General features: G+C 42.4%; 15 protein-coding genes. 8 read left to right on the top strand and 7 right to left on the bottom strand.

Features of this window, described 5'->3' with window-relative positions; all coding sequences use genetic code 11:
* Nucleotides 1-529 precede the first annotated feature (529 nt).
* A complete protein-coding gene (locus HWQ36_RS31855) occupies nucleotides 530-2800 on the bottom strand; it encodes a bifunctional (p)ppGpp synthetase/guanosine-3',5'-bis(diphosphate) 3'-pyrophosphohydrolase (RefSeq protein WP_292710348.1) in 2271 nt (756 codons plus the stop codon).
* A 218-nt stretch (nucleotides 2801-3018) separates the two neighbouring features.
* Between HWQ36_RS31855 and patD the strand changes: the two genes are divergently transcribed.
* Nucleotides 3019-3372, top strand: coding sequence for a heterocyst frequency control protein PatD (gene patD / locus HWQ36_RS31850; protein ID WP_292710345.1), 354 nt, complete (start codon nucleotides 3019-3021; stop codon nucleotides 3370-3372).
* 207 nt (nucleotides 3373-3579) lie between these two features.
* Here patD and HWQ36_RS31845 read toward each other — a convergent pair whose 3' ends face one another.
* Nucleotides 3580-4215: a TetR/AcrR family transcriptional regulator gene (locus HWQ36_RS31845; RefSeq protein WP_292710342.1), complete on the bottom strand. Its 636-nt coding sequence runs from the start codon at nucleotides 4213-4215 to the stop codon at nucleotides 3580-3582.
* Between the two features lie 366 nt (nucleotides 4216-4581).
* On the opposite strand from HWQ36_RS31845, the gene HWQ36_RS31840 reads away from it, so the two are divergent.
* The gene (locus tag HWQ36_RS31840; RefSeq protein WP_292710339.1) at nucleotides 4582-6171 is read left to right on the top strand and encodes a DHA2 family efflux MFS transporter permease subunit; all 1590 of its coding nucleotides are present in this window, start codon (nucleotides 4582-4584) and stop codon (nucleotides 6169-6171) included.
* Nucleotides 6172-6326: 155 nt separating this feature from the next.
* On the opposite strand, the gene HWQ36_RS31835 is transcribed toward HWQ36_RS31840, so the two are convergent.
* Entirely contained in the window at nucleotides 6327-7664 is a 1338-nt protein-coding gene (locus tag HWQ36_RS31835; RefSeq protein ID WP_292710337.1) for an ATP-binding protein, read from the bottom strand.
* 74 nt (nucleotides 7665-7738) lie between these two features.
* A complete protein-coding gene (locus HWQ36_RS31830) occupies nucleotides 7739-8275 on the bottom strand; it encodes a methanogen output domain 1-containing protein (RefSeq protein ID WP_292710334.1) in 537 nt (178 codons plus the stop codon).
* Nucleotides 8276-9017: 742 nt separating this feature from the next.
* On the opposite strand from HWQ36_RS31830, the gene cysH reads away from it, so the two are divergent.
* The 6 genes from cysH (at nucleotide 9018) to HWQ36_RS31800 (ending at nucleotide 15952) form a co-directional block, all read left to right on the top strand.
* On the top strand, nucleotides 9018-9743 hold the full coding sequence (cysH, locus tag HWQ36_RS31825) for a phosphoadenosine phosphosulfate reductase (RefSeq protein WP_292710331.1): 726 nt from the start codon (nucleotides 9018-9020) through the stop codon (nucleotides 9741-9743).
* Nucleotides 9744-9879: 136 nt separating this feature from the next.
* Nucleotides 9880-11133, top strand: a complete 1254-nt coding sequence (locus HWQ36_RS31820; RefSeq protein WP_292710328.1) for an exonuclease SbcCD subunit D — start codon at nucleotides 9880-9882, stop codon at nucleotides 11131-11133.
* Nucleotides 11134-11562: 429 nt separating this feature from the next.
* Nucleotides 11563-12093, top strand: a complete 531-nt coding sequence (locus tag HWQ36_RS31815) for a YdcF family protein (protein ID WP_012411838.1) — start codon at nucleotides 11563-11565, stop codon at nucleotides 12091-12093.
* 466 nt (nucleotides 12094-12559) lie between these two features.
* Nucleotides 12560-13723, top strand: coding sequence for a GuaB3 family IMP dehydrogenase-related protein (locus tag HWQ36_RS31810; RefSeq protein WP_292710325.1), 1164 nt, complete (start codon nucleotides 12560-12562; stop codon nucleotides 13721-13723).
* Nucleotides 13724-14086: 363 nt separating this feature from the next.
* Nucleotides 14087-14410 (top strand): thioredoxin, encoded by a 324-nt coding sequence (gene trxA / locus HWQ36_RS31805; RefSeq protein ID WP_012411836.1) that lies wholly within the window; start codon nucleotides 14087-14089, stop codon nucleotides 14408-14410.
* A gap of 729 nt (nucleotides 14411-15139) precedes the next feature.
* The gene (locus HWQ36_RS31800) at nucleotides 15140-15952 is read left to right on the top strand and encodes a carbon-nitrogen hydrolase family protein (protein WP_292710322.1); all 813 of its coding nucleotides are present in this window, start codon (nucleotides 15140-15142) and stop codon (nucleotides 15950-15952) included.
* A gap of 392 nt (nucleotides 15953-16344) precedes the next feature.
* Here HWQ36_RS31800 and fba read toward each other — a convergent pair whose 3' ends face one another.
* From fba to HWQ36_RS31785, 3 genes are all read right to left on the bottom strand, one after another.
* Complete coding sequence (gene fba, locus HWQ36_RS31795) at nucleotides 16345-17424, bottom strand: class II fructose-bisphosphate aldolase (RefSeq protein WP_292710319.1); 1080 nt, start codon at nucleotides 17422-17424, stop codon at nucleotides 16345-16347.
* Between the two features lie 561 nt (nucleotides 17425-17985).
* Complete coding sequence (locus HWQ36_RS31790) at nucleotides 17986-18390, bottom strand: hypothetical protein (protein WP_292710316.1); 405 nt, start codon at nucleotides 18388-18390, stop codon at nucleotides 17986-17988.
* Nucleotides 18391-18707: 317 nt separating this feature from the next.
* Nucleotides 18708-19307: a hypothetical protein gene (locus HWQ36_RS31785; RefSeq protein ID WP_292710314.1), complete on the bottom strand. Its 600-nt coding sequence runs from the start codon at nucleotides 19305-19307 to the stop codon at nucleotides 18708-18710.
* Nucleotides 19308-19395 lie beyond the last annotated feature (88 nt).

The following is a 19395-nucleotide window of genomic DNA, read 5'->3' as shown; positions in this document are numbered from 1 at the left end:
GTTTCTGTTTTGGCTGCGGCTCTCCCAAACTCAGACCCTCTGCCATAATCCCTCTGTCAATAGGGTTTGAGACGCGCTAACCCTGCTTTACGTGAACCGCCATATTGGATAATTCTTTCTACTTCTGTGTGATATTGACTAACCAGAAGTTTGGACATACTTTATTAAACTTTTATAAATTTAAAGTATGTCAAAGTTAGCCTTAATTATTACTAACTAACACCCGTAATCTCACACAACTAAAATATGAAGATTAAATAAAGGTTAAAGTTAAATATTCCGTATAAAACGTGAATTTGCAAGTAACATCACGTCTTAACAGAGGTTAAGACAGATAAAGCCTAGTAAAGATGTAAAATCTACTGCCGTTAATCTTTAGCTATCAAATATAATACAATTCTTTAAGTAAAAACACGGTAAAATCATTTCCTCCTCTCTTCCTCTGTGCCCTCCGCGTCTCTGCGGTTCGACTCCTAAAAACGATCGCAAACTGGTGCGTCAAACTCCGTTAACGCACCCCACCAATCACCTACTCGTCAATTTGACCAACGCGGCGGATATTCAAAATGTCGCTCATTTTTTTAATTTGCACAAACACTTGCTCTAATTGAGAGCGATCGCGTATATCTATTCCTAAGTCCATCAATGCAGGTTGACCAACAGCCGTTTTCACTTGAGCATGGCGGACATTGATTCCTTGGTCACTCAACCGTGAGAGAATATCCTTTAGCACCCCCACACGATCAAGAGCTTCAATTTGCACATCCACCGGGTAAGTGTGCGGACGACCGCTATTTTCGGCGGCTGGGTTCCATCTGACTGGTACTAAGCGCTCATACTCCACAGTCTCTAGATTATTGCAGCCTTGGCGATGAATTGAAATCCCCCTACCTCGCGTCACCACACCAATAATCGGTTCGCCAGGAATCGGGGTACAACACCCAGCTAAATAATACACCAATCCCTCTACCCCAAAAATTGGCGAATCACTGGCGCGTGAAGTCGTTGGCGGTGCATCTCGCAAAGCTTTTGATGTTGTTGGTTCTTTGGGGAGAAATGGCGACACAGTGGAAACTGGTTGTTGTCCCTTCGCCACTTCTCGCCAACGATTTAGCACCAAGTTCAACGTAATTTCTCCGTAACCCAAACCAGCGAGTAAATCTTCTACGCTATGATAGTTACACTTTTCGGCGACAATCTGCATTGCATCTGACTTTAGCAGACTATCAAAACCAGTTTTACCGAGTTCTTTTTCTAACAATTCTCGTCCACGAGCAACATTTTCTTCGCGGCGCGATCGCTTGTACCATTGTTTTATCCGATATTTCGCCGCCGAACTTCTGACAAAGTTCAACCAATCCAAACTCGGATGGCAGTTCTTTTGGGTAAGAACTTCTACAATATCGCCATTTTGCAGCCGAGTTGACAGAGACACCATTCGCCCATTCACCCGCGCCCCTGAACAGTGGTTTCCCACTTCCGTATGAATGCGATAAGCAAAATCTACAGTGGTAGAACCGGGGCTTAAAGGAACAACATCCCCCTTAGGGGTGAAGACATAGACATCATCTTCAAATAGATTGTCCTTGATGCTATCAAGATATTCTTGTGCATCCTTGAGATCGGTTTGCCATTCCAGCAGCTGCCGCAGCCAAGTAAACTTGTCATCTGTCGCTGTCAAATGGCTAATACTAGAACCTCCTGTCTCTTTGTACTTCCAATGGGCAGCAATCCCATACTCGGCGATATGATGCATTTCGATTGTCCGAATTTGCACTTCTAAAGGACGACCAGTTAGTCCAATCACCCCAGTATGCAACGACTGGTAACGGTTAGGCTTTGGCAGTCCAATGTAATCTTTAAATCTCCCAGGAATTGGGCGAAAAGCATCATGCACTACCGCCAACGCCCGATAGCATTCCTCATTGGTTTGAACAATAATCCGCAGCGCTGCCAAATCGTAAATTTCATGAAATTCTTTTTGCTGGCGGTGCATTTTTTGGTAAATGCTATAAAGGTGCTTGGGACGACCGCTAATATCTTGGAAGTGAATTCCGGCTTGCTGTAAACGTTCTCGCAACATATTCGTCGCTTTAGCCAGTTTCTCTTCTCGCGCCGTCCGTTTTTCGGAAACATGCTCTTGCATTTGGCGGTAAGCTTCTGGTTCCAAATACTTAAAAGCCAAATCTTCCAGTTCCCATTTAATTCGCCAAATCCCCAAGCGATTGGCTAAAGGCGCGAAAATATCTCGTGTTTCCTGGGCACTGCGGCGGCGGCTGGACTCCGACATATATTGTAAAGTTCGCATATTATGCAAACGATCTGCCAATTTCACCACAATTACCCGAATATCTTGCGCCATTGCCAAAAACATCCGCCGGAAGTTTTCGGCTTGACTTTCGGTTTTGCTGGTGAAATTGATTTTAGAAAGCTTGGTGACACCTTCCACCAATTGCCGCACTTCTGGGCCAAAGCGCTCTTCTATTTCTTGACTTGTAACTTCTGTATCTTCAACGACATCATGGAGGAATCCAGCTGCTATCATAGCAGCACTACCTCCCAAGTCACGCAGCAAGTCGGCTACAGCAATGGGATGAGCAATGTATGCTTCCCCCGATTTGCGGTATTGACCTTGATGGAGTTGGTAAGCAAATTCAAATGCGCGACCAATTAAGACTGTATCACTATGCCTTCGGTCATCTTCCGCTTCGCCGTTACTTGTGGATGACTCCTTCAAACATTTTTTTAACCATTCCGGAATGGCTAGATCAACTGATGAATTTATAGCTAGACTGCTCATACAATTGGGTTTGGATAGGATCGGTAGATAAGTGAATGATAAATAAAAGTGGCAGCATCACCCTAAGAAAATGCTGTCGCCCAATAAGCTTGAAAATCCATTGATGGCAAACAAAGCCTCAAATCAGGATTTGAGACTTTTACTGCTGATAAGTCTTTAAGAAAGTTTATTGTAAAAGAAAAATTACTTGACACTAATACTATCTTAACTAGCACTGGATGTCTTTAAACCCTGAGAAATATTTGGCACTCGTAACCTTGCTAGAGCAATTACGCTCCGATGCCACAACTACCCAAATAGCTGCGCCTGAACTGCGAGTGCGTGTAGCCTCGTTGCAGCAATTTTTTGGACAGCAAATTGTGCCTTTGGCTGATGAAAACTGGCGAGTGCAGTCTTATCAAACGGAAATCAGCAAGCAATTGCGTTTGTTGGCAATAGATGTGATGTTTTTGCAAGGAGCGCGGCAAGCATCGACTGCACAAACGAGACTTCAGACGATTAGCGATCGCTTGACAACCCTCATTCAGTACTGTAATGCTATTCTGCAACCAGAAGCGGAAGGAGAAAAATAACAATTGTTCACCTTTTTCTCTAATTAATTCATCATCTCATTTATGACCTGTACTGGAAAGTTATTTTGATAACAAGTTGGGAATGGGGAATGGGGCATTGGGCATGAAGAAGAGACAAGGGAGACAAGGAAGAGGGGGGGAGACAAGGGAGAGACTTGTTCAATAATTCCCCCTTGTCCCCCTGCTCCCTCATCTCCCTCATCTCCCTCATCCTCCCCTGCTCCCCCTGCTCCCCTGCCCCCTGCCCCCTGCCCCACTCCCCACTCCCTTCATAAGAAGATTCACGGTGCGGCGCATATATGCTTCTACTGGCTCGGTTGTGGGTTTAAAGATCAGTGCATAATATAGTGATCCGCTTACCAGATCGATAATTAAGTCTACGTCTGCATCCTTGTGTATTTCACCTCTAGATTGGGCCCGCTCAAGTACTTTAGAGAATGCTTCACGTCGAAGTTTTGTATATTTTGTCCAGTAAACCTCTGCAAACTGAGGATTGCTAGACGCTGTACTAATTATCAAAGCGAGTGTCTGACGACCAAGGGGACTATCTATCTTTTTGGCGGCATTCTCGATCAAAATATCCATGTCTCCCCAAAAGCTGCCAGTATCGGGGATCGCTAAATCATCTCTCAAACTTTCTATCGCGTCTGCAACTAGTTCTTCTTTGGAAGTGTAACGCCGATAGATGGTCGTTTTACCAACTCCAGCCCGAGAAGCGATCGCTTCTATACTCATACTCTGATATCCTACATCTGCAAGTAAGTCTAAGGTCGCTTGCAGAATCGCTTGGTCAGCGTGGATGCTGCGTGGTCGTCCAGAAGGACTGTTGATTTGGTTACTCATAAAAATATCATCCCCAAGCAATATCTTCTTGGCAATTTGCTTCTACCTTTGGGTATAGAACGTACCATCTGGGAAACGAATAAGCCCTACTACCCAGTTTTCATGCACAAAAACAGCAGAAGTGACTATCCATCTTTAGCATAAGTATTTCTGCTGCTTTTCATTGAAGTCTCCCTTGACCATTTTTATATGATACGCTACCGTATCGTATAGATGTAATGTCTAATTTTAGCTTTGCGATCGCTCTGATCCCAATTATCGAAAAGAAAGCTACACACAAAAGTCGGATTTAATCTAGGTTTCTTAATTACGAATTACGAATTACGTTCGCGTAGCGTGCCGGAGGCTCTATTACGAATTATATTGATGGCTACCAACATTAAACGTTCTAGTTTTGATCAATTTGGTTATGTCCACGGGCCATTGAAGTGGGCGATCGCTTTGACGGCTTCTCTGGGTGCAATCTTGGAGGTAATTGATACCAGTATTGTTAACGTTGCCCTGACAGATATTCAAGCCAGTCTAGGAGCAACTGTCAGTGAGGTAGGTTGGGTAGTAACTGGATATGCGATCGCAAATGTTGTCTTAATTCCCTTATCTGCATGGCTGGGAGATTACTTTGGACGCAAAACCTACTTTATATTTTCGTTGATTGGCTTTACCATTGCCTCGGTTTTATGCGGGTTAGCATTCAATTTACCGATGCTGGTTCTTTCTCGAATTCTTCAAGGTTTATGTGGTGGCGGGTTGCTAGCTAAAGCACAAGCGATTTTGTTTGAGACTTTTCCACCTGCTGAACAGGGTTTGGCACAGGCAGTTTTTGGGGTAGGTGTAATTGCTGGCCCAGCTATCGGCCCAACTTTAGGAGGATTCCTGGTAGATGGTTTGGGCTGGCGGTGGATTTTCTTTGTTAATATTCCCTTCGGGATCGTTGCAGTAGCGATGTCCTTCGTGTTTTTGCCCAAAGACAAAGACAAAAGCCAGACGCAAAGCCAATCCGTCGATTGGTTCGGCATTGGATTTTTGATTATTGCGATCGGTTCTATGCAAACTTTGTTAGAAGAAGGAGAGAAAGAAGACTGGTTTTCCTCCAGTTTTATCACCACGTTAGCGATCGCCAGTATTATCGGCATGGGGTTGTTTATTTGGCGAGAACTGAAAACAAATCACCCTGCTGTGGATTTGAGAGTTTTGCGTCACCGTTCTTTAGCTGCGGGAAGCGTTCTCTCAGCAGTGGTCGGTATGGGGCTTTATGGCACACTCTTTGCTGTGCCGATATTTGCTCAGAGTGTACTGCACTTTACGGCAACGCAGACAGGACTATTGTTAGCGCCTGGTGCTTTAGCGTCTGCGATCGTCATGGTTCTATTAGGCAAGCTATCCAGTAAAATTGATGCCCGATTTTTAATTGCAATGGGCGCTGTCGGCTCATCTGGAGTTATGTTTCAACTAGCAGCAATTACCCCACAAACAGGCACAGATGATTTATTTTGGCCATTGGTATGGCGTGGAGCTTTTACTGTGTTGATGTTTCTCCCTTTGAGTTTGGCAGTTTTAGGCCCGCTACCCAAACAAGATATTTCTGCTGGTTCTGGTTTCTACAACTTGACTCGACAATTAGGTGGTAGCATCGGCATTGCCCTACTTACTACTCTGCTTGACCGACGAGAGGCATTTCATAGAGCCATCTTGTTATCAAAACTTAGCCCTTATGATCCAGAAACAAATCAACGTCTAGATTTGCTTAATGGGGCCCTGCAAAGCCAAGGTATGGATGCGGCAACAGCACAGCAACAAGCACTAGCTTTATTAAGTCAAACAGTAAATACTCAAGCTGCTGTTTTATCTTACGCAGATTGCTTTCGAGTTGTAGGGATAGGGTTCCTTTGCTCTTTACCCCTATTACTATTCTTGGGTAAAGGCGGTGCCGGAGCGAAAGCACCAGTCGGTCATTAGCGGTTAGGGACTTCTAGTGAAAAAACATCCCCTACTAGTACCGCAAGGCGGAATTAAAAATTAAAAATGAATATAGCGTAAGCGTTTCGTTGATTTGGAATGGGTGGTTTATTTACGCCGTGCTGTACTAGTGGAATCATAGCTGTGATACCCTACTAAACAATGGGTAACTCAATACTAAATTCAGTTCCCCAAGCTCGATCAGATATCACATTAATTTGACCATCATGGCTCTCGATGATTTGGTAACAAATAGATAATCCTAATCCTGTCCCTTTGCCGACTGGCTTAGTAGTGAAGAAGGGATTAAATATCTGATGATGAATCTGGGTGGGGATTCCGCTACCATTATCTTTGATGCGAATTCTAATGTAGCGATCGCTTAGTTTGTCTGTGCGAATCCAGATCCGACTAGGATCATTTTGCATTGGTTGTGGCGATGACCTACGGTCGGTCGCAGACCATCGCACTTGTTCAGCTTCTTCTAAAGCATCGATCGCATTATTCAGGAGATGCATAAACACTTGATTGAGTTGCCCAGGAGAACAAGAAATCCAAGGCAATTCTCCATATTCCTTAATCACTTCAATACCAGAATGCTGATGGCTAGGGTTAAGACGACTTTGTAAAATCATCAATGCAGCCTCTAAACCCTCATGAATATCAACCACCTTGAATGTTGCTTCGTCTAATCGAGAGAAGTTTCGCAAAGATTTAACAATCTCGCTAATCCGCTCGGAACCTCTCTGCATTGACTGGAGTAATTTTTTTAGATCATTTTGAATAAAATCAATATCCAAGACTTGAATTTCCTGCTGAATCACTAGGCTCGGATTGGGATATTCTTGCTGATAGAGGTGAATCAGTTGCAATAAATTATTATAGTATTCACTCGCATAGGTGAGATTTCCATAAATAAAGCTAACCGGATTATTAATTTCATGGGCAATCCCTGCAACTAAATGCCCTAGCCCAGACATCTTTTCCGTTTGGACAGCTTCAAGGGCATTTTGCAGTTTGATCAGAGTTTGTCTTAAGGTTTCATTGGATTGTGAGAGTTCTACCTCAATGCGTTGGCGCTGTTGAATTTCTTTACTCAGTGCATGAATTTTTTGGTTAAGCAAAACGAATTGATTACTCGTTCGCTTTTCTAACCGCAGTAAATTAATGGCTGGACTTTCTGCCTCTCGCGGTTGGATTACAGCCCCTTGACTACAACAAGGAATTCCCTCTCCTTGGTCTTGGTGGATGGTTAAAGCTCCCAAAATCATTTGACGACTTTGGGAGCAAGCTCGAAGATAGTCGATGATCTTGTCTGAAGAATCAGTGACAAACTCGGTAAGACGTTGACCAATGAGTGCTTTACTAGTTTTGCTAAAGAGTCTGGCAGCAGGTTGATTGACTGCTAAAATTTCACCTGCGCTAGTCACAAGAAGCAGAGGTTCTGGTAAAATCTGGGCAACCACTAAAAATTGATCAAAGGCATTAATCATCGATCTTGAGATATTGAAGCAGGGGTCTTTACCATTGCTCGTAGCACTGAAGGCGTAAAAATGAAGATACTAAACTATGCTTTGAAATATTCTTGTGCTGCAAACTCGTCTGATGCTTCGCCAGGTTTGAGATAAATGACGATTTTGCATTCCTGTGCGCCTTTGGCGATCGTGTCTTGTAACTCAACTCTAGCGTAGCCGAGATTGTCGGCTGCGATCGCGCCAAAAATATTAGATGTCATGACACACATGGCTTCGCGCCCTTCTACCTGTTCTGCAAAGGGGCATTTGCGATTGCCTAAAACGATCTTCTCATCAGTTTCTTCAATCACATAAAAGTCGCCTTGAATCCGGCGTTTCCAATCTACGAGGACGGCAGTTACCTGCTCTCGAGAAAGATTTGACAGTTGCAAAGCATTCTGGTAGCGTTGATTTACCTGTTGACCTGTTCGATAGCCAACCACATTCAAAAAGCCTGCTGCCTGTTCAATCCCAACGACATCTTGTAAGGTTCCAGCCAATTCTCGAATCATTGTACGCAGAAAGTGATCGCGCTCGATTGGTAATTCTAAGGATTTTATTTGGTTTTCGATCGAAGATACGTTAACCATGATGGTGTATTTTCTGGATGTTTAGACAGGACAAGCATCAATGGCACTTAGTTAAGCGAAAATCAGTGAAACACCAAAATCTCTTAATTAAGTACCATCTATAGCTATTAGTAGTTTTCCCTAACTGGCTACAAAACTCACTTCAACTTCAGATCGAATGGCACTAAGCTTAATTATTTGTTGAGGCAAGCTCTTTTTTTGAGGGGGTTCAGTCGGGATACCTTCTCAATCAGTCACACAAGAGGCTTAACATACATTGTTATATATGCATCAGAAAAGCAAAAGCCCCACTCGGTTTTGAGCAGGGCTATGTGAAGTTTTATTACTAAAATTAGAAAATATTGATCTTAGAAAAAGTTCATTATTGTAATAACGCCAACACTGGTTAACATCATTAAAGCACCCATAATTATAGATTCACCTAAGCGATTGGGGGATTTTGAAGTGTTCATTTAAGTAAAAATCCTTTTTATTAATTGTTTCTTAACCATATCAAAATCAGTATAAATATCTATATAACCATTGTAAAACTTAAATTCCCGTAACGTTTCTTAGTAAATTATTAATTTATACTTAGGTGTTAATTTTTACTGGTAATGGGTTATTTTCCTAGTTTCTCCAGTTCCAAAATAATGTAGTAATTTCCGAACAGAATAAATACCTGAACTCCGAGCGGAATACGCGCCTTTATGGAGTAAAATAAATCTTAATCAAGGTAAAAATATTTGAACAGAAGATTATCATGACAGTCTCCACGGCATCTAGAAACCAAGCGATCGCTTTTGACTTAGAAAAATTAAATCAGCAATTTGAAACTGCCACTCCCAAAGAAATACTGGCATGGTCTATAGAAAATATCCCAACGGGACTGGTACAAACCAGCGCCTTTAACGTGGATGACATGATAATCACCCATATTCTTTACAGTGAACTGAAGCATCCCGTTCCTGTGATCTTTCTCGACACCTTGCACCACTTCCCAGAAAGCTTAGAATTAGTAGCCAAAGCCATACAAATCTACAACCTGGATTTGCAAACTTTCAAAACTCCAGACGTAGAAACCCGCGAAGCCTTTGAAGCCAAATACGGCGATAAACTTTGGGACAAGGATATTGCCAAATTCCACCACATTACAAAAATTGAACCACTGCTACGGGGTCTAGACGAACTCAACAGCGTCGCTTGGATTACCGGTCGCCGCCGTGACCAAGCAGTAACCCGTGCTAATATGCCCATATTTGAATTAGACGGTAAAGGTCGGTTGAAAGTAAATCCTATTGCTACTTGGACACGCCAAGATAGTTGGGTTTACGTGGCTGAACACGGAGTCATCTACAACCCACTCCACGACAAAGGTTATCCCAGCATTGGCGACCAACCTATCACTACCAAAGTAGGCGAAGGCGAAGACGAACGCGCCGGACGTTGGCGGGGAAGTGATAAAACAGAATGCGGAATTCATATTTAGTCATTGGTCACTTGTACTGAGCGTAGTCGAAGTATTAGTCATTAGTATTAGACAAAGGACTAAGGACTAAGGACTAAGGACAAATTAGTCATTAGTATTAGACAAAGGACAAATGACTAAGGACTAATGACAAATTATGATAAAAATCCTCCATCTTTCCGACATCCACATGGGAAGCGGTTTCTCCCACGGACGAATTAATCCGGCAACTGGGTTAAATACACGATTGGAGGATTTTGTCAATACCTTGTCTATATGTATTGACAGAGCGCTGACAGATGCTGTTGATATGGTGATATTTGGTGGCGATGCTTTCCCGGATGCGACACCACCGCCTTATGTACAACAAGCTTTTGCCAGCCAATTTCGCCGTCTTATGGATGCCAATATTCCAACAGTGCTGTTGGTAGGCAACCACGACCAACATTCCCAAGGACAGGGAGGAGCGAGTTTAAATATTTACCGCACTTTGGGAGTGCCAGGATTTGTTGTCGGTGATACATTAACTACTCACTGCATCGAAACCCGCAATGGCAAAGTGCAGGTAATTACCCTCCCTTGGTTGACCCGTTCCACTCTGATGACTCGCCAAGAAACTGAAGGTTCGTCTTTGGCAGAAGTCAACGAACTGTTAACTGAACGTCTGCGAGTTGTAATGGAAGGGGAAATTCGCCGTCTTGACCCCGATGTGCCAACTGTCCTTTTGGCTCATTTGATGGCTGACAATGCTACCTTGGGCGCAGAACGCTTTTTGGCAGTAGGTAAAGGCTTTACTCTCCCTCTATCTTTGCTGACGCGACCTTGTTTTGATTATGTAGCGTTGGGACACATCCACCGTCACCAGAACCTGAATAAATCTAACAATCCGCCAGTGATTTATCCGGGGAGTATTGAGCGGGTAGATTTTAGTGAAGAAAAAGAAGACAAAGGCTATGTGATGCTGGAACTGGAGCGAGGGAAGGCGGAATGGGAATTTTGTCCCTTAACAGTTCGGACTTTCCGCACCATTGAAGTGGATATCTCGAAAGCAGATGAGCCGCAAGCGTTGTTAATGAAAGCGATCGCTAAGTATGATATTCAAGATGCTGTAGTACGGCTAATTTACAAACTCCGCTCCGAACAGATGGATTTAATTGATAGTTCCTCTCTACATACTGCTTTAAGTCCCGCTCACACCTACACCATTCAAGCAGAATTATTGAGTCAATTAGCTCGCCCCCGGATTCCTGAATTGACTGCAAGTAGCAGCATCGACCCAATGGAAGCCTTGAAAACTTACTTGAATAACCGCGAAGACCTCAAAGACATAGCAACATCAATGCTGGATGCTGCACAGAAGTTGCTAGCGGATGATGTGGAAGTTTGGCTAGAAACAGCAATTAGCGAGTAGGATAGATGCCAACTATATTTAAATACAGATTTAGTAGAGACGCGAAATTTAGCGTCATCTGGAAAAACCCACGAAAAACCTTCTAACCTTCTTCCCGACGCGGAAGGGGGGAATTTCAAAGTCTCTCCTAAAAGGAGAGAGGTTTTCCAGATAACCTAAATGAGATTCTCCGACAAGGTGCTAGAACCCTTTGATGAATTCTCCAATACAGGTTAGGATGATCCATCAATTAGAGGAAAAACTTCAAGTCCGCTTAATCGCGCTGTAATATGCAAACCACCCGAATATAAATTTGGGCAGTTTTGAGAGGAGTTTGCTACCCTACTATCAACTATTGTTTTTCTTCTAGCTAGAGGAAATTCTTGACTCAGTAAAAAAAGTTATCGAGCCTTGAATAAGCTACTGTTTACAGGTAAATCTTTTCGCTTTATGGCTTTTGTCCTACCACTAATCATCTGGTGGGGATACAAAGAAGTACAAAACCAATTTGTACAGCCGCAAGCAGTTGTAGTGTTGGGTGGTTCAACGAGACGTTTAGAGCGAGAGAAATTTACGGCCGAATTTGTCCGCCAGCATCCAAATATACCAATTTGGATTACTGGGGGCAGTCCACCTAGATTCACCCAACGAGTCTTTACCAAAGCTGGTGTTGATCCCAAGCGTTTACACCTGGACTATGAGGCCGTCGATACAGTTACTAATTTTACTACGTTGGTAGATGATTTGCAAGCTCGCGGCATCAAGAGCGTTTATTTAATTACTTCAGACTTCCACATGCGCCGGGCTTGCGTCATCGGCGAAATTATTTTGGGTAGTCGAGGTATTTATTTAAAACCAGTGCCAGTTCCTTCAGAAAAACCCCCTGAATCTATCGAAAAATCTATCCGTGATGGAGCGAGAGCCATACTTTGGATCGCAACTGGTTACACTGGTGTGGATGCAGCTAAAAATAAACGGTAAATCAAATCAATTTTGGATTTTGGGTCGCACCTTTGGTGCGCTGAAAGCGCAACTTGGATTTTGGAATTGAAAATCTTCCGATTCAGAAGGTTTATTGATTTGAAATGATACAAGCTATTCCAATTTGGTATCATTTATGAGAATTTGCCTGATCTTGACCTAAGTCAATACAGGCAAATTAAGAGAACTAATGCCAATAATATTGATATTAACTCAGTAATAATAGACACTATCATTGTCAAATTACCGAAAACTAAAGCAACACCAATCCTCAAGTAACACAATATAAAAATCAATTAACTGTTTTTGCTCATTTGGTTGCTTAGTAAATACTTTGCGTCCACCAAAGTTTCGAGTGGTGACTTGGGTAAATGGAATTTATCTATGTAGCTCAGGGAAAAAAACGCCCCAACTCATCTCACAATTTGATACCCTAGCTTAAACAGATTTGAAAAAAAGTTAAAGCGTGGAAATTCAACTTGGGCGGGGAAAAACAGCTCGCAGAGCTTACGGAATAGATGAAATTGCTCTAGTTCCTGGTAACAGAACACTAGATCCTAGTTTGGCAGATACTAAGTGGCGGATTGGCAATATTGAGCGAGAAATTCCGATAATTGCCAGTGCAATGGATGGCGTAGTAGATGTTCGTATGGCTGTACGTTTGTCACAGTTGGGAGCATTAGGTGTCCTCAATTTAGAGGGTATTCACACTCGCTACGTTGACCCAGAGCCAATATTAGATCGGATTGCCTCTGTGGGGAAAGATGAATTTGTTGCCCTGATGCAAGAACTCTATGCCGAACCAATAAAGCCGGAATTAATTGAAAAACGTATTCAGGAAATTAAACAACAAGGTGGCATTGCGGCGGTGAGTGCAACTCCAGCCGGTGCAAGTAAATACGGTGAGGCGGTGGTCAAAGCTGGGGCAGATTTATTTTTTGTTCAGGCTACGGTAGTTTCTACTGCACATCTGTCACCAGAATCTGTAATACCACTTGATTTAGCAGAATTTTGTCGTTCCATGCCCATCCCTGTGGTATTGGGGAATTGCGTGACTTACGAAGTTACGTTGAATTTGTTGAAAGCTGGGGCGGCTGGCGTACTGGTGGGAATTGGCCCTGGTGCGGCTTGTACATCCCGTGGGGTGTTGGGTGTGGGTGTGCCACAGGCAACTGCGATCGCAGATTGTGCCGCAGCACGAGATGATTACTACAATGAAACTGGCAACTATATCCCCATTATTGCTGATGGCGGTTTAATCACCGGTGGCGATATTTGTAAATGCATCGCCTGTGGTGCTGATGGCGTGATGATTGGTTCCCCCTTTGCCAGAGCCGCAGAAGCCCCAGGACGGGGTTATCATTGGGGTATGGCGACTCCTAGCCCGGTGTTGCCTCGTGGTACTCGTATTCGCGTTGCCACCACCGGTAGCCTAGAGCAAATACTCATTGGCCCAGCCGGACTAGATGATGGCACTCACAATCTTTTAGGAGCCTTAAAGACGAGTATGGGCACCTTAGGAGCCAAAAATATTAAAGAAATGCAGCAAGTGGAAGTTGTGATTGCGCCTTCCCTATTAACCGAGGGTAAAGTTTACCAAAAAGCTCAACAATTAGGTATGGGGAAATAGAATTGGAGAATGGGGCATGGGGATGAGGGAGATGAGGGAGTGATGGGAGAATTCCTAACTCAGCAATTCCCAATTCCCAATTCCCAATTCCCAATCCCAAATTCTTCAATAAATTTTTCCAGCCCCCTAAACAATTGCTGGAAAAATCCGATATGTCGCCTACAATAGAAATAGCGGAGACGAATGTTTCCGTTCACTCCTCACACCACACTCCGCCCGGACTACTGTTCGGGCGGTTCCTTATGTTTGTAAATAAAATAAGAGAGCTTCTTTGCAAATGTACATCCTCGCACTTCCAAGCTGAGGTTTTTGCTATGGTAGAATTTTCACCAAGTTCAGATATTATTGGCGAAGGTTTTAGGCATGTCAACAGCCGCACAAGTTACCGATTCTAGTTTCAAGCAAGAAGTACTCGACAGCGATGTACCTGTTTTAGTTGACTTTTGGGCACCCTGGTGCGGACCATGCCGTATGGTAGCTCCTGTTGTCGATGAAATCTCCGAACAGTACAAAGGTCAAATCAAGGTCGTCAAAGTCAACACGGATGAAAATCCTCAAGTTGCTAGTCAGTATGGTATCCGCAGTATTCCCACATTAATGATTTTTAAAGATGGACAAAAAGTAGATATGGTGGTAGGCGCTGTACCTAAAAGTACATTAGCTTCCACTCTAGAAAAGTATCTTTGAGACTCAATTGGTAACAAAATCCTTTTGAGTTATCAATGTTGTTCTAGCTTTGGGTTAATTTTTATAAACAAGTTTGAGAGGCGCGAATTTCCCGTTTTTCAAACTTGTTTACATTTGTATACAGTTTCAGAATATTTTTAGGAGTTTTCTATCTCAAAAACAACTCACTAATTCCCGCACTACTAATTTCCACTGCTAGCACCGCCAACAGAAAACCTAAAATTGGTAAATTGCAATATAATTGCTTTATTTTTTGGTCTAGCATCATACCCTTACTAAAATAACGTGAGTTCGACGCGCTATTTAGTAATTACCTAATTGGCGTAAATATTGAAACCTCTCCCTGGTTTTACTACGCAAAACCGTCCCTCTCCGATTCGGAGAGGGACAGACTTGAACTTTAGTTCAAGGCAGGGAGAGGTTCGTCGAACTCACGTTAAAATAATCAGTATCTTGCTCACAGCATCTGCTAAGACAAGGACAACAATTAATGTTTTAATAAGAATATAGATATCCACAGCATAAGCCTTTTATCAGGGTTTGATCACAACCTAATCTCAATCTTGCTCAGGTTTATAGAACCTAGAGGAAGATTAAAATCAGCAATAAAAGAACTATAGCTAAAGAGAATCTTGGCTGACGTATTTCTAATTAAGTTCCATAGATGTTGAAGTAGCGATATATTTTGATAATCTATCTTCCATAAATCAACTGTTCGTTGTTGAATCTATGAAGTCTTATTTAGCCGCCGCTATTCAATTGACAAGTGTGCCCGATCTACACAAAAATTTGGCTCAGGCAGAAGAATTAATAGAGCTTGCCGTGCGTCAAGGTGCTGAATTGGTAGGCTTGCCAGAAAACTTTTCCTATATGGGAGAAGAAAAAGATAAACTCGCACAAGGCGATGCGATCGCTCTTGAAAGTGAAAAATTTCTCAAAAAAATGGCTCAACGCTTTCAAATTACGATCTTGGGCGGCAGCTTTCCAGTTCCTGTAGACAATACGGGCAAGGTTTATAATACCACTCTACTCATCGATCCAAGCGGTCAAGAACTTGCCCGCTACTACAAAGTACACCTATTTGATGTTGATGTCCCCGACGGCAACACCTATCGGGAATCCAGCACTGTTGTGGCTGGTACGGAACTACCCCCCGTGTATTTCTCAGAAAAACTCGGTAATCTAGGACTTTCTATTTGTTATGATGTCCGCTTCCCTGAACTGTATCGTTATTTAGCAGAGAAGGGAGCCGATGTTATCTTTATTCCCGCCGCCTTTACCGCCTTTACTGGCAAAGATCACTGGCAAGTACTATTACAAGCTAGAGCCATCGAAAATACCGCCTACGTCATTGCTCCTGCCCAAACAGGTAACAACTACGCCCGCCGTTTAACCCACGGACACGCCGTGATTATTGACCCTTGGGGTGTAATTTTAGCTGATGCTGGAGAAAAACCGGGAATTGCGATCGCAGAAATCAAGCCCACTAGGTTAGAACAAGTCCGCCGTCAAATGCCCTCTTTACAACATCGGGTGTTCTAGGTAGGGGGAAGGGGAGCAGGGGGCAGGGAGCAAGGGAGGATGGGGGAGATGAGGAAGTGAGAGAAGAAAAAATAACTAATGCTCAATGCCCCATACTTCCACTGCGCTCAGTACAAGTTCCCTATTCCCTATCCTCATGAATAAAATAAAAAACCGGGTGACTACCCGGTTTATGTCAATATTAGAATCTTCAATTTTTTAGGAGCATAGCAGTACTATGCTCCTATTCATAGCGCTTCTCGAATGGAAGCAATACACTTTGACCTCACTTCCATTCCTCTCTCCTAAAAGGAGAGAGGCTTTGAATTTTACTCCCCTTCCCTACAAGGGAAGGGACTGGGGGTTAGGTCTGTATTGCGCTCAACTGAGAAGCGCTATATTTGTTGTCAAAATTAAACTTTAGCAGCAGCTTTGGTGACAACGTTTAGTTCACCTTTAGCATACTTAGCAGCAAAATCTTCCAAAGAAATTTGCTTAATCTTGCTTGCGTTGCCAGCTGTGCCAAATTGCTGATAGCGTTCAGCACAAACCTTCTGCATATATGTAATAGAAGGCTTGAGGAAGTGACGGGGGTCAAACTCCTCTGGTTTTTTAGCCAAAGCTTCACGGACAGCAGCAGTAATAGCTAAACGGTTGTCAGTGTCAATGTTTACTTTCCGTACACCACTCTTAATACCTTTTTGGATTTCTTCTACAGGTACACCGTAGGTTTCAGGAATTGCACCACCATATTGGTTAATCAGTGCAAGTAAATCTTCAGGTACAGAGGATGAACCGTGCATTACCAAGTGGGTGTTAGGCAGACGGCGGTGAATTTCTTCAATGCGGCTGATGGCCAAAATTTCACCAGTCGGCTTGCGGGTAAACTTGTAAGCACCGTGGCTAGTGCCAATGGCAACAGCCAAAGCATCTACTTGGGTTGCTTCTACAAACTCAACAGCTTCATCGGGGTCGGTTAGCAGTTGTGAGTGGTCGAGTGTACCTTCAAATCCGTGACCATCTTCAGCTTCACCAGCACCAGTTTCTAGAGAACCCAAACAACCGAGTTCACCTTCAACACTGACACCCAAAGCATGAGCTACATTTACAACTTCGCGGGTAACATTGACGTTGTATTCAAAGCTAGCGGGAGTTTTAGCATCAGCTTCTAAAGAACCATCCATCATCACGCTGGTGAAGTTGTTCTTAATTGCTGAGTAGCAGGTAGAAGGAGCATTACCATGATCTTGGTGCATGACAATGGGAATCTGAGGATAAGTTTCTACGGCTGCCAAAATTAGGTGGCGGAGAAAGTTTTCTCCTGCATAATTACGAGCGCCGCGTGAAGCTTGCAAAATTACGGGGCTATCTGTCTCGACAGCAGCCTTCATGATTGCCTGAATCTGCTCCAAATTGTTAACGTTGAAAGCTGGGATGCCGTAACCGTTTTCAGCTGCGTGATCCAACAGCAGCCGCAGTGGTACAAGCGCCATAGATAGTCCTCCTAATGTGGTTGTCAGCTAGTCGGTCTGAGAGAAGCGTATTTATTACGCTAAATCTTAAGAGTTTTTTCAACTTATAGGAAATTATAACTAGTGTCGTGTATCTATGTTGAAAAAGTTTATGCCATCGTTACTATAAATATGTTCTTCCTGTACTATGCACCATAGTTGCTCTGTATTGCTGTAGATTTAGTTACCCTACAGTTAGTAGCTATGGTAGCCCAGTATCCAAAATGGTTATTTCAAACTGTTTCGGTGACAAATGCCGCGATCGCCTTTTCCCTTGACTATTGCATTTGGGACTATATTATGCATATTTAATGTAATTTAACAAGGTGCGTTAGTCAAAATAATGCACCTACAAGATTAAGCGATCGCACTAAAAACCATTAACTATGGTTATTTAATTTCATAATACCAGACGATTGATCCGTCTTTTTGTTGGATAGAAGCACTACCTCGCAAAGGAGGATTAGTGATTACTTTATCTGATGAATCACTGGTCTTATCCCAAACCTGTTCTGCTGGCTTGTTTCCGTCTTGATTTATGCCTCAGATTCCAATTTTTCTTCTACCTATCATAGGAAATGTGGCTGATAATTGGATATTTTTACCAGGTTCAACTCTATAGTTAGATGCAAAGGAAAAAGCATTAGTACCAGGGGCACCGTCGAATTGTTGTCCAACTATGGCATTTGGCTCAATATCACCAATAGGCCAGTTTGATGTCTGATTGTAAGCGCGTACACGCTCAAGAGTCTTGCCAGTTTTGTTAGCTACAAGAACAGTATATTTCCTTTCAAATTTTATGCGATTTGCTATCGGTTTTATATCATTTACATCAATCTTAATGTTGATTGGTAAAGGCGACGCAGCATGAGCGTCACTATGAAAACTACCAAAGATAATGCCTACAACTAACAACAAAGCAACAAAAATTCTAGTTAGAAATTTCATCTATCTAATAGACCTCTATTTGTACACTTTTAAAGACGATCTCAGTCATGAATTTCGGAATTTTTCGAGTTAGAGGCATTTGTTCCTAACTCAATTTACCTGATAAAACCAGACTCAAGTAGGAGAAGCTGCACTTATCGCTTGCAAATGTTTTAAAGCCTCCTTAAAACAACTGCAAATTCAAACTGAATTTTTACGGCATCTGGAAAACCTCTCTTCCTTTAAGGAGAGAGGGATGGTGCCGTACTTTCAGTTAACGCACCCTTGTATATTAAAAGAAGTGGTAGACCGTCGCAGGCATCGCACTTATATCAAAATTATCTTTGTTCCGTAATCTCATATATCCAGAAAAAGGATTTGTCTTTTTGTTTGATAAAAGCATGAACTTCAAAAGGAAAATTCTTGAGAGATTTATCATCAGAATTTTTCATATTATCCCAAGTTATTTTTGCTGGCTGATTGCCGTCTTGATTAATAACTCCAATATTAATTTTTCTCTCTCCTGTTGTAATAGCTATACTAGATGATAATTGTACATTTCTTTTTTCGGTATCTATCCCACAATCAATTTGGTAATTAGATGCAAAAGAAAAATTCTCATCGACAAACTTTTGCCCCTCTGCCTGTAATGGACCAACATCACCAATAGGCCAACTTAATAAATTATTGTAAACACCTACAGGTCTAAGAACACATTGAGTTTTGTTAGCGATCGCAACTACTCTTTTGTATGTTAATGTCATTGGTATTTCTATAGTTTCATTTGGCTTAATTTCATTGTGGACATCACTAGATGAACTAATTTTATTGGGTTCTATAGAATTTATAGTTGAAGAATTTGCATAATTATTAAAACCACCAAAGCAAATGGTTACGCCTAGTAACAAAGCAACAAAAAATTTAGTTATATATTTCATGAATTAGATACCTTTATTTAACTTAAAATGAAAAATTCTTTCTTAAAAAAGAGGTAGGTATTTTTTTCCTACCTCTTATATATAGAGA

Origin of the sequence: Nostoc sp. NMS2, assembly GCF_017115105.1 — a bacterium.
Taxonomy (GTDB): Bacteria; Cyanobacteriota; Cyanobacteriia; order Cyanobacteriales; family Nostocaceae; genus Nostoc.
The sequence above is the reverse complement of the archived record's forward strand: the minus strand, read 5'-3'. Positions and strand labels throughout refer to the sequence as shown.